This window comes from Aquimarina sp., from assembly GCF_977115655.1.
Map to the genome: position 1 here is coordinate 1 of NZ_CDSBKO010000095.1, position 11,906 is coordinate 11,906.

Here is an 11,906-nt window from a genome sequence, read left to right on the forward strand (position 1 = left end):
AAACCTGATCTGGAATCTATTATAACGAAACAACTCCTTTATGGATTCCGTTCTTCAACGGAATGACAAACAAAAATACCTTGTCATTCCAAACCTGATCTGGAATCTATTATAACGAAACAACTCCTTTATGGATTCCGTTCTTCAACGGAATGACAAACAAAAATACCTTGTCATTCTAAACCTGATCTGGAATGAAATTTACCGCTATTCAGGAAGGTAAGAAGAGTACTTTATAGTTTGCTCCAAACTATTCAAATACTTAGATGTACCCTTCAGTTTTGCTTCTATCTGTTTTCTGGGGGTTCCTTTTGCATAATAGTAAGCTGCATTTGCAGTGGCAAACGCTGTTGCAAATGAGGTCCCCGATACTTTTTCTACTCCATTTCCAAAATCAAACTTTATATCTTCTCCAGTAGCAGCAAAATCTACGCTGTGTTTTCCAAAATTTGAAAAGGAAGCCAAAGTAGTATTATTCTGATTTATAGCGCCTATACTTAATACATTTTTGTTTGGATAGGAAGATGGATAATGTTCCATCTGGTCATTATCTTCTCCTTGATTACCAGCAGAAGCTACCACCAATATTTTTCCTTTCCTTTCGGTCTCTCCTATAAATTTTTCAAGAAGAGCATGTCTTTCTCCGCACCAGCCAAAACTCATATTAATAATATCCATTCCTGGTTTTTTAACCGCATATCGATACCCACATAACAGATCAAAATAGGTACCCTTACCTTTCTCATCAAATATTTTGACAGGTAGAATTTGAAATGGTATTGGGGTCTTATAACTTAGTATTTTTTTAGTAATCAATGCCGTTACTATAGTACCATGACCATTATCATCATACGGGATAGGATCATTATTTACAAAATCCCAGCCCGAAAATTCATTATCCATACCGTTTGAACAGGTATTACTAGCAGCATTATAATATAAAAAAGGAGGGTAAGATCCTATATCAAAATAATCATACTGTATCCCGGTATCTAGAACCGCTATAGTAACCTCTGCATTAGAGGTATATAAAGCTGTAGGCAAGGTACTATAATGTGGATTACCCCCATTATAAAAACCTGTAGTACCCGTAGTAGTCATGATAAAATTGGTATCTACCCCTTCTAAATCAGGTTCCCCTTCTGCTATTCCTATTTTCTCTTCTATATTCAAAGGGTTACCATGGCTATCCTTCTCATCAAACTCCCACATTTCTAAGGTTTTATCTGCACACTCACATTTTTTAAAGTTTTTTACTTCCAGTTTTGCCCTTAAGATTCTTTTATCAATTTCTTCAACATGCCTAAAGAATTTCACCACAAGTTGATTAGGAATGGTTTCACTATCGCATTTTCCAGATTCTTTGACTTCTATTACAGAAGTAGCCTCTTGTGTTACTGATTCATGAATTCCCTTTTGTGTACAACTTAGCAATACGCCCATTAGTCCTAAAAATGCACATCCCAATATTTTTTTTGTTTTCATTAGTAAAGGTTTTAAGTGTTTATTAATTTTTCCAATTTGTATTCATCCTTAATGGATATAACATAGTATTTATCCTAATATTATATGCATACGATATACACCCGTTCCTGTTTTTTTAAAATGTTACCCGAATCTATTTCTTTTTTTTTAGAAATCCTTATTTTTACATAAACACACGAACTCTATGCCTACCAAAAAAGACGATTATCTTTTGACCAGCCTGCTTAATGGTGATGAAAAAGGAATCGCAGAGATCTATACACAAGTATTTCCTAAAGTTGCCAGTTTTGTTACCAAGAATAAAGGACAATATGCAGATGCCGAGGATATTTTTCATAAAGTATTGATACAATTAGCTACCAGAATAAAAATACAAGAGTTTAATCTTACCACCTCTTTTGATGGATATGTGTTTACCGCTTGTAAAAATTTATGGAGACGCGAGTTAAATAAAACCAAAATGTGGGTAACAAAAGATCAGATTGTTGAACCTATAGATAATGAAAAGGATATGGCGATAGCCATACTAGATCAGGAACGTTGGGAATTATATAAAGAAGCCTTCGAAAAACTGTCTGGTAATTGCAAAGAAATCTTAGGCTATTTCTTTGATAAATTATCCTATAAAGAAATTGTAGACAAAACATCGTACTTATCAGAAACAGTGGTGCGGCAACGGGTTTTTAAATGTAAAGCCAAGCTTTCTGAATATATACAATCTGATGTACGATTTAAAGAATTGAAAGAATTATGAGTTTTGATGAACATACTTATGAAATGATTGCTGCGTATCTGGATCAGAACCTATCGGATCCTGATCGACTGGCTTTTGAAGAACGCATACAAAATGATACTGATCTTGCCCAAGAAGTAGCTATACATAAAGAAATGTATGTACAATATGGTACGGATGTTTCGAATGCACAACAGCTACCTATCGATTCTCAGGAATTACAGGCACTCCAAAATCACCTAAGAAGTGAAGAGATCCAAGAATTGTCACAAAAAATAAAAGCCGGTAAAAAGATATATGATATAGAAAATACGCCTTCTAAAAAACCAATACTACGATATCTATACTATGCTGCTGCGGCTATAGCATTGGTGTTTTTGGTGAATCGATTTTTTATTGATACAGAGGTATCTTCTAAAGAATTGTATGCCGAATATAATACCTGGGAAAATCTACCCTCCTTAACGGTAAGAGGAGATCATGAGCAGGATCTTGCAAAAGGAGAAGCTTTGTTTATTGATAAAAAATATGCAGAGGCAATACCTCTGTTTTCCTCGTATTTAACTTTACATCAAGAAATTATCAATCCTCATGTTCTTACCTATCTGGGAATAGCGTATCTAGAATCTAATAATTTTGATAAGGCTTTACCAATTTTTGATCAGTTATTAAAAAGTAACACTATCGAAAGTGACAGAGCCTATTGGTATATCGCACTAACCTATTTAAAACAAGGCAATGATAAAAAAGCTATTGCAAATTTGAAACTACTACGTAATAATCCTGATAATTATTATTTTAAAAAGGCAAATGAATTATTATCACAACTCGAAAAATAAACTTGAAGCATTTTTTTATCGCTTCTTATAAGAGCTGGTATTATTTTAATGAATCCATCTTTTTTGAAATGAACTATCCTTGAATCAGCCACATAGCCGTATTTTCGATCGTTTCATTTTGCTTAGTGTCAAAAATCGAAATTACGTTATTTGGATTCCCATTTTCATAGGAATGACAATCTGAAGGAAAACCTCGACGCAGAACATCAAGGAACTCTTTTTGATTAAGAAATATGTACACTAAAAGAATTTCTGATATTGTTGTACCCTAAAATCTATTGTATTAAAATTAGGGTTATTATTTTTTAAGTTTTTGTATTCGTCCAGAGCACCTATAGATCGGTTGGCTGCACCCGATGGCGCGGTAAGAGATATGGTTTTTATTATGCGATTTTCTATAACAAATTTGTGTATTCTAGGAATATCATTAGATACTATTTCTAATGATATTCCTTTTTCTTTTATATGTTTTCTAAAAAAATATTCAGGACCATTTTTACTGTTACCCCCGGTAAACAGTAATGTATTAATCTTAGGATATTGTTTTAAATACCATAAAACATTTCTAAGCTTTATGTTTTGCATTCCTAAATCTGATGCATCTATTTTTTGTCGCTCGCAACTTTCTACAATATCACAAACTCCTATATTACGCAATTTCAAAAAGTTTTTTCTTTGGTTTATTGCTTCTTCTGTCGTTTCAAAAATAAGGTTTAAATCAAAAATCTTATCCAATACCGGCCATAACAAACCACTAATACTACCGTAACAAAAATCAACATCTCCTTCTTTTAACTCTCCTGTGGTAAATCTTGGCGGAGGCAATGTGCCAACAATTAGTTTTGTTGCTCCTTCAGGAAAAAATGGTTTATAAGGATGTGTATGTAAAAACATGGTACGTAAATACTAAATGTAAAATGATAAATATAAAACGATAAATGTAAAAGTGCAAAGCTCAAAGTCGGAAGCTGGATGTCCGAGGTCAGAAGCTGTCCGTCTCTGATATAGGTTCACCACAAAAATGTCAATTTATGAAAGCAAACCTAAGAAAGATTCGTAAATGTCGTGTTTACTCGGAGGACTTCAAACGCAGATTAGTTTCAGACTTTGAGTCAGGTAAATTTAGTGTTGTTGAGTTAATGTCCGTCTCTGAACAAACCTCCGGCATCGGTCTTCGGACTTCCAACATAATTTAAAAAAATCGGAGGTCGGGAGTCGGGGTCGGAGGTCGGAAGACGGAGGTCGGGAGTCAGGAGTCGGAAGACGGAGGTCGGAAGACGGGAGTCGGAAGACGGAAGACGGAAGACGGAGGTTGAGGGAGACATCAGACACCCGACTTCGGACACCCGACACCCGACTTCGGACACCCGACACCCGACTTCGGACACCGGACACCCGACACCCGACTTCGGACACCCGACACCCAACACCTAACTTCGGACACCCGACACCCGACTTCGGACATCAGACACCCGACACCCGACTTCGGACTTCCAGCATAATTTAAAAAAAACCAGAGGTCAGAGATATCTAAAACTGAAAATAAATAAAAGGCTGAAAATCTGCGGCATAAGTTTGATAACAAATAATTGCAACGATCATTACCACTAAAGCTTTGATAATCATATTACTTTTAATAAACAAATTTTCGATCCAATCTTTGGTACTATATGGCAGCCAATGTGTTACATATCCTAAAAACATCACTATAAATACCAACCTGTACTCCCAAAGTACGATTAAAGCATTTTGCCAATCCATATTTGTAGTTACCTGCTCATAAAATCGCTGTATATGATCCATACTATTTCCTCTAAAATAGATACGGGTAAAAGTGATAAATACAAAGGTTAGGGCTATCTTCCACAATGTAGCATACCACGCATTTGAGTTTTCATACGGGCTTACCTTACGCCAGTATTTATATGCTACTATCCCCAGACCATTAAGCCCTCCCCAAATCACAAATTTCCAGGAGGCACCATGCCATAGCCCACCAACCAACATGGTAATCATGATATTTACATTACGGTTAAAGTGCTTTGCCAGCTTAGATGAAAATAAAGTGACAATTAGTATTGCCCCCACTACAGAGGTTGCTGACAGGGCTATTGCATAATCCGAAACTGCAAACGCTCCCAAAAATGTAAATACTAATATAAATGTGTATGAAAAAATGGTTCCGTTGCGATTACCTCCTATTGGTATATACAGATAATCTTTTAACCATGTAGATAAGGAGATATGCCAGCGTTGCCAGAAATCCCCACAGTGTATGGCTTTATATGGGGAGTTAAAATTAACTGGTAATTTGTATCCCATAAGTAATGCTAATCCTATTGCAATATCTGTATATCCCGAAAAATCGCCGTAAATCTGTAACGAATACCCAAACATTGCCATGATATTAGTAAAACCAGAAAACATTTCGGGCACATCGAACACACGATCCATAAAATTTGCAGCGATATAATCTGCAAACAACATTTTTTTTATCAGCCCTTTTAAAATCATAAAAGAGGCTCTACCAAACTCTTCTTTGGTAATATTAATCTCTTTACGTATTTGTGGTACAAAATCTGAGGCTCGCACGATTGGACCTGCCACCAACTGCGGAAAGAAACTTACAAAAAATCCAAAATCTATAATAGAGTTTAAGGGTTTGATTTGTTTTCTATAAATATCTACACTATAGCTTATCGTCTGAAAGGTATAAAACGAAATACCTACCGGAAGTATAATTTTATCGATCGTAAAATAATCTACTGCTCCCCAAGTATTAGCCCATTGTGCTAAATAATTAACTACTTCGTAGTTGGTTTGAAAAAGGTAATTATAAGAATCTGTGAAGAAATAGGCATATTTAAAATAACATAATGTCCCCAGGTTAATAATTACACTAACTGCTACTAATACTTTTTGTAATAAAACAGATTTGCTTTTATAAATGGCTTTACCTAAAAAGAAATCATTAACGGTACTAAAAAGCAAGATCCCTACAAAAAGTCCACTGGTTTTATAATAAAAAAGCAAACTGATCGCAAACAGATACGCACTTCGTAAACTCTTTTTGCTATATAGTATAGAATAGATAAAGTATATTACCGCAAAGAATATCCAAAAATTTGCTTGTGTAAATATTAACGGGGAGTCCTCTGAAAAAGAGAATATATCAATAAGTCTATTCATTAATAATCTGATTCAAGATAGAGTTAGACTCTAGTTGTAGTTCGTTTTCCCAAGAGTTTGCCAATGCCTGTAATAATAAATCTGCTTTTATTCTATATCCCATAACTGTAAAATGTATACGATCGCGAGGCATTAATCTATTGGTATACCACTTTTGCGAAGAGTTAAATCCCCCCATAATTTCATAAAAATCCCAAACTGCCATTTTTTGTTCTTCGGCTACTTGATAAATAACATCTCTGGCAATTCTGGTTCTGGGGTTCGGAAGCTTCTTTTTATAATAAGAGTCGTTTGGTACTGTTAGCAATACTGCACAATCCGGGTTTGCTTGTTGAACTAATTTTATAAAATCGGTATAATATTTTTTATATGCTTTGGGGTCAAAATCGGGGTGGTATGCGTCGTTGGTTCCTATAGATATAATAAACAGGTCAGGTTTGTAAAGGAGTAATTGTTCTTTAAAATAACGGCATCGTTCATAATACGAAAAACTCCCTCCGTTAACCCCAATAGAAGTATATTCGATCCCTGTATTATCATTCATTAACTCTACTCCCATCATCAAAAACTCTGCATTTGCGGTATCTTTTACTTTACGAACACAAAATTCTATTTCTTCTACAGTAGTGTTAAGTGCATATTCTACAAAATGTGCTTGCTTGTTTTCTATTACTTTAGATACTATAGAGTCTTGCTTAAAGGAGATTTCATAATCGTCGCTCCAGTTATCATAAAAAATCCTGATTTTATCAAAATCATACATTTTTTCATGATAATTATTTCCATTAGCTATTATTTTTATGTTAGAAACAGAGTCTTTAAAAACGGCTGTCACTCCCGATAATCCCCAGGCTACACTATCTTTTTTAACAGAGCACCGATATCCTGACCATTTACCATCGTATTTAATTTTATAATTACCCGGATTATTTGTTTTTGCAATACTATATGGATATATAAACCCTCGTTGCCCCTTGGTTGTCGGGCTCATGGTCTGAAGATAAGATCTAAGCCGGTTAGAGTAAATATCTGCCTGAATATGGGATCCCCCTATATGAAAAATGTGCAGTTTTCCTTTCCCTCCTTTAGCAATAGTATCCAGTTTATGAAAAAGAGATTTAAAGGCAGGAGAACTTTCTGCCATTTTTATGGTATTAGCTTTCCAGTTTACAAAAGTGTATTTGTCTTGTACGGTATCTATAACATAGGTTTGTGCTATTATAGGCAAAGTAAAAAGCCATAAGCAAAAAGATATTTTTTTAGGTATTGTCATTATTTTTAGGTTCTTTGAGGTCAAGGTATAGGGCTGTAAAAAATAGTTCTGAAATTATTTTGGTTCCTTTCCAGGTAAAATGCATATAATCTGTGGCAGTCAATTTTTCGTCTACCCATAACTTCATCGATCCTTTTCCTCCCATAGCAGCATACATACTCCAATAAGCTATATTATTTTTCAAACAGGTTTCCTTTAATTTGTCATTAAGGTATGGTAATAATGGATAGGTTTCCATTTTACCATTTACGGGTAAACACATATCTGTTGGGCCAATAAATATAATATTAGATCCCTTTGTTTGCCTTTTAATCCAGTTTGCCTGATATACCACATGTTTGGCATAATTTTCAACTTCTGTAGAGTCTTTCAGATATGGCATGGTATTTCCTCCATATTGCATAATAACAATTTCCGGATCTAATTTTGCCATCATTTTGCTGTAGGTAGCTGTACTGGATCTGGTAAAAATAGTTCCTGAAGCCCCTCGCATTGCTACATTATCTATTTGCACTCCGGATCCCCCGTCTAATGTTAATCCATAAAAATCCGGGCTTACTTTTCCTTCTACTTCTATCTTTAGGCTAGAAGGTGTGGTGTTTGTTCTGATCTTGTACTCGTGGTATTCGCCATCTGCAATTAAATCGCCTTGTTGAAGTAAAGCCCCATTATTATAGACTGATATCTTTACAGGAAAATTACAGTTACCATAATGCAACCCTATATTTGTAAATCGTCTGAATTTTGCATAGGCTTTTTGGGATTTACCAATTTTAACAGAAGCTCTAATTACTGGCATAGAATCTATTTTGGTACTATCCGGAAGCTTTTCGAAATGTTCTGTAAAACGGGAAACAGACAGATATGCTCCATATTTTTTATGTGAAAACTTTTTTTGAGTAGGGTCAAAAAAAGCAAATCGTTGCCAATTACTACTTGGTTCTACTATTGCACTTATTTGTGAATACACTGGTAATACAGGAATAAAGCCAGGGCCACTACCCCCGTACATGTGTTGCAATCGGTTTCGCAAATACGCGGTGATCCTATCTCCTTCTATCTGCGAGTCCCCATAGTGTATAATCCTGCAAGATCTGGAAGATAGTTTGTTTCTTAATTTTTTTACAAAATCAGGATTGCTATCCGGGTATTGGATTCTAACAATCCTGGTGGTATCTATTTTAGAAAAATCCGGAAGTTGTTTTATTTCTTTGGATAGCACTGCTATGCTTTCTTCTTCTTCTGACTCTACCTCCAGAGGGGTTACGATATTGGTAACTTCCAAAACATCTTTTCGGGTTAAAACCGTGTCTTTTTCTAATCCTAAAAAAGTAGTGTACGTTGGGTATTTTACAGAAATTCCTTCATAAGAAAATCCATCGTCATGAACTTGTGCTTTTTTGACTTGCCCTTTTTTGCTTAAAAACATAAGCCCAAACAATGCTCCTAATATAAACAGGATAAATACGGATATTTGAATAGGTCTGATTCTCAAATTTTCATAAAAAAATGTTACTGCCTTGTAAAAATAGAAAGATTTTCTAAACTACAAAGGGCTTTATCCCCTAGTATATTAAAGATAGAGAATAGTTTTGATAATTATTTAATATCGAATATCTAATTTTATCATTACCGTTGGTACAACTCCTTTCCCGGCACTTGTATTACCTCTCCCGGCGTTACCAAACCCTTTCCCTGCACTTGTATTACCTATCCCGGCGGTACCAAACTGTTTCCCGGCACTTGTATTACCTATCCCGGCGTTACCAAACTGTTTCCCGGCACTTGTATTACCTATCCCGGCGGTACCAAACCGTTTCCCTGCACTTGTATTACCTCTCCCGGCGGTATAAAACCCTTTCCCTGCACTTGTATTACCTCTCCCGGCGGTATAAAACCCTTTCCCGCTTACCGGGAACAAAAATATTAGTATCTAAAAACGGTTGCTTTACCTTTTTGAGGGCAAAGCACTCCATAACGAGTGGATGGTGTTCGTTAAAGAGCCTATTTATTTTGTGTTTCATCACTCCAGGTCACAGAACATATCTTCCATTCCTGATTTATCTTAAGGTATTGAATAGATTTCATTCCTTTGGATTCGAAATAAACATTATTTAGCTTTCCTGATTTTTGGTAAAGACTAAATCTTTGGGCAATATTGCCATAGATATCTATGGTATACGAAATTTCGTTTTCGCTAAAATCGATAAGTGTTCCATCTCTTAACATTTTTTCCCTGGAAGCAATAAATTGTTCTACACTACAGGTTTCTGGCATGCCTGCTGTATTACTAATAAACATACACTCAGGAACACATAATTCCCTTATTTTATTTATGTCCGGCACTTTATGGTTCGTATTGGTAAATACATCAAAAAAGCGGTCAGTTAGTATATCTATCTCATTTTTGTCCTTAACATTATCAAAAGGAGAGAACACAAGAACTGTATCGTTATCAAACAGTTTTTTTGTTTTTTCAAAAGTAAGACCTATCTTGTTTAATAGTTTAATCGAAGATTTATTTGCAGGATCTGTTATCCCAATAATTTTGTTTAGGCGCAAAACATTCTTTGCATAATTCATGGTAGCATTAGCAATTTCGAACCCATACCCTAACTTTTCATACTCTGGCAGCATTGCAAATCCTATGTCTACATTTTCCAGGGTTTCTCTTTTTATAAGTCCGCACATGCCAACAGGCGTATTCCCTTCTTTTAATTGTACCAGCCATAAACCAAAACCATTTTCTTTATAACTTTTTATTGGTCCGTTTTCCAGATATTTTTTTGCATCCTCCTCTGTTCTAACATTTTTGTCTCCAATAAATTTTAACCACTTTGGGGAGTTTACTAATTGTATAATAAAATTCGTGTCGGTTAGTTCCAGTTCTCTAAGAATAAGTCTTTGTGTTTCTAGTATTTTGCTTTGTTTCATTTTATGATATATTGAAAAAGTTTAAATCACTTAATTAAATTTGTTTGGCTAAGTCCTTGTTTCTTTTTTTAGAATTCGTTGTAACTGTCTTGCTGAAGTAAACCCACATTCTGAAGCTATAAAATCTACAGTATATTCTGGATTATTTTTAAGCGTTCTTGCTTTTTCTATCCGTAGTTTTGTTAGGTATTCGATAAGTGTTATCTCTGTTTCTTTTTTAAAAATTCTACTTAAATTCCTAGGGCTTATATTTACTTTTTCTGCCAGTTTTTGTATAGTGATTTTGGATGCTATATTGGTAATCATAAAATCTTGTACCTGATGTATTTTTGGATTTATATGGTTTCTGTAATCCAAATAAATACTTTGTTGTGTATGATTAGAACTGCGACGGTGATAAATAACTAAACTGCGGGCTATTTTATTGGTAAAAAGAGGTCCTTTCAGTTCTTCGAGTATGGACAAGGCTACGTCTATACCTGCACTAATACCTGCGCTTGTATATATATTACTGCTTTTTACAAATAATACATCTGTTAATACTTTGGCTTTTGGAAATAACTTGCGCAATAAATCTATTCTTCGCCAAAAGGTAGTACAATCCCTGTTATCCAATAAGCCTGCTTCTCCCAAAATAAATGCTGCATTAGACATGGCGCAAATATTTACTTCTTTATTTGCTTGTTTTGTAAGCCAGTTAAGAAATAAAATCTCTCTTTCTTCGTGTCTTTCTAGGCTTTCAAAATGTATTCCTGGTATAATTATAAAATCCCCATGCTTTGGCAGTGCTTTTTTATAATTTTTAATTGACCCCATTGGTAATCCCGCAGAGCTTGTAATATCATTTTGCATCGCATAGAACTCTATATCTATTTCGAATCCATAAAACTTAGCTTCATTAAAAACTTGTGCTGGTCCAGCTACATCTAACAACTCAAAATCCGGAGGTATAATAAAAATAATCTTCTTCATAATATAAATATAAAGTTATACCGTTTTTATTACATACAAAAGGACGTTAAAACGTCTTATAAGGACATCCTCTAACAATCTGAATTGAAGATGTAAGAAAACCGCGTTAATTATACCAAATTGATTATGAAATGAATACGTTTAGCCGCAAAATTTTATGGTTAAATTGTATTGTATCTTATACTTAGGCTACGCTCTGTACAGGGCAGAGTTGTACTTCGACAAAACTCAACAAAGCTATCGAGAATAGCTTTTTTAGACTTCTTTACAGGGTATTATACCATTTTAACTTTGAAATAGTGCGTATAGAAATTGAATTTATTTTTTAAGTATTCAAGGCAAAAAGCTTGTACCAGACTTAAGCTGGCATCAAGCATAGCTGTAGTTACGGTTATATTTTTTAACGAAGAACAGATGAAAAAGAAATAATACCATTTCTTGTTTGATATTACTGTAATAATTTGTATTTTGCAATATGCCA

At 34.7% G+C, this 11,906-nt stretch carries 10 protein-coding genes; 2 read left to right on the forward strand and 8 right to left on the reverse strand.

Features of this window, described 5'->3' with window-relative positions:
• Window positions 1–207: 207 nt before the first annotated feature.
• Window positions 208–1,485: a S8 family serine peptidase gene (locus ACZIYX_RS22655; protein WP_462684544.1), complete on the reverse strand. Its 1,278-nt coding sequence runs from the start codon at window positions 1,483–1,485 to the stop codon at window positions 208–210.
• A 184-nt stretch (window positions 1,486–1,669) separates the two neighbouring features.
• Here ACZIYX_RS22655 and ACZIYX_RS22660 point away from each other — a divergent pair, with 184 nt between their 5' ends.
• Entirely contained in the window at window positions 1,670–2,239 is a 570-nt protein-coding gene (locus ACZIYX_RS22660; RefSeq protein WP_462684545.1) for an RNA polymerase sigma factor, read from the forward strand.
• Window positions 2,236–3,057, forward strand: a complete 822-nt coding sequence (locus ACZIYX_RS22665) for a tetratricopeptide repeat protein (protein ID WP_462684546.1) — start codon at window positions 2,236–2,238, stop codon at window positions 3,055–3,057. Before ACZIYX_RS22660 ends, ACZIYX_RS22665 begins: the two co-directional genes overlap by 4 nt.
• Window positions 3,058–3,297: 240 nt before the next feature.
• Here the strand turns inward: ACZIYX_RS22665 and ACZIYX_RS22670 are convergent, their stop codons facing one another.
• The 7 genes from ACZIYX_RS22670 to ACZIYX_RS22700 all read right to left on the reverse strand — a co-directional run bounded on the left by ACZIYX_RS22670 (window position 3,298) and on the right by ACZIYX_RS22700 (window position 11,425).
• Window positions 3,298–3,951 (reverse strand): uracil-DNA glycosylase family protein, encoded by a 654-nt coding sequence (locus ACZIYX_RS22670; RefSeq protein WP_462684547.1) that lies wholly within the window; start codon window positions 3,949–3,951, stop codon window positions 3,298–3,300.
• Between the two features lie 636 nt (window positions 3,952–4,587).
• The gene (locus ACZIYX_RS22675; RefSeq protein WP_462684548.1) at window positions 4,588–6,246 is read right to left on the reverse strand and encodes an MBOAT family O-acyltransferase; all 1,659 of its coding nucleotides are present in this window, start codon (window positions 6,244–6,246) and stop codon (window positions 4,588–4,590) included.
• The gene (locus ACZIYX_RS22680) at window positions 6,239–7,519 is read right to left on the reverse strand and encodes a GDSL-type esterase/lipase family protein (protein ID WP_462684549.1); all 1,281 of its coding nucleotides are present in this window, start codon (window positions 7,517–7,519) and stop codon (window positions 6,239–6,241) included. Before ACZIYX_RS22680 ends, ACZIYX_RS22675 begins: the two co-directional genes overlap by 8 nt.
• Complete coding sequence (locus ACZIYX_RS22685; RefSeq protein WP_462684550.1) at window positions 7,506–9,014, reverse strand: SGNH/GDSL hydrolase family protein; 1,509 nt, start codon at window positions 9,012–9,014, stop codon at window positions 7,506–7,508. The genes ACZIYX_RS22680 and ACZIYX_RS22685 overlap by 14 nt, the downstream gene beginning before the upstream one ends.
• A gap of 108 nt (window positions 9,015–9,122) precedes the next feature.
• Entirely contained in the window at window positions 9,123–9,440 is a 318-nt protein-coding gene (locus tag ACZIYX_RS22690; protein WP_462684551.1) for a hypothetical protein, read from the reverse strand.
• Window positions 9,441–9,523: 83 nt separating this feature from the next.
• Window positions 9,524–10,453 carry a GNAT family N-acetyltransferase gene (locus ACZIYX_RS22695; protein ID WP_462684552.1) on the reverse strand — a complete coding sequence of 310 codons (930 nt, stop codon included), beginning with the start codon at window positions 10,451–10,453 and terminating at the stop codon, window positions 9,524–9,526.
• Between the two features lie 48 nt (window positions 10,454–10,501).
• A complete protein-coding gene (locus ACZIYX_RS22700) occupies window positions 10,502–11,425 on the reverse strand; it encodes a GlxA family transcriptional regulator (RefSeq protein ID WP_462684553.1) in 924 nt (307 codons plus the stop codon).
• Between the last annotated feature and the right edge of the window lie 481 nt (window positions 11,426–11,906).

Excerpts from the sequence above, each read along its gene's own strand:
- ACZIYX_RS22655 (WP_462684544.1), bottom strand. The coding sequence starts at position 1,485 with ATGAAAACAAAAAAAATATTGGGATGTGCATTTTTAGGACTAATGGGC.
- ACZIYX_RS22660 (WP_462684545.1), top strand. The coding sequence starts at position 1,670 with ATGCCTACCAAAAAAGACGATTATCTTTTGACCAGCCTGCTTAATGGT.
- ACZIYX_RS22665 (WP_462684546.1), top strand. The coding sequence starts at position 2,236 with ATGAGTTTTGATGAACATACTTATGAAATGATTGCTGCGTATCTGGAT.
- ACZIYX_RS22670 (WP_462684547.1), bottom strand. The coding sequence starts at position 3,951 with ATGTTTTTACATACACATCCTTATAAACCATTTTTTCCTGAAGGAGCA.
- ACZIYX_RS22675 (WP_462684548.1), bottom strand. The coding sequence starts at position 6,246 with ATGAATAGACTTATTGATATATTCTCTTTTTCAGAGGACTCCCCGTTA.
- ACZIYX_RS22680 (WP_462684549.1), bottom strand. The coding sequence starts at position 7,519 with ATGACAATACCTAAAAAAATATCTTTTTGCTTATGGCTTTTTACTTTG.
- ACZIYX_RS22695 (WP_462684552.1), bottom strand. The coding sequence starts at position 10,453 with ATGAAACAAAGCAAAATACTAGAAACACAAAGACTTATTCTTAGAGAA.
- ACZIYX_RS22700 (WP_462684553.1), bottom strand. The coding sequence starts at position 11,425 with ATGAAGAAGATTATTTTTATTATACCTCCGGATTTTGAGTTGTTAGAT.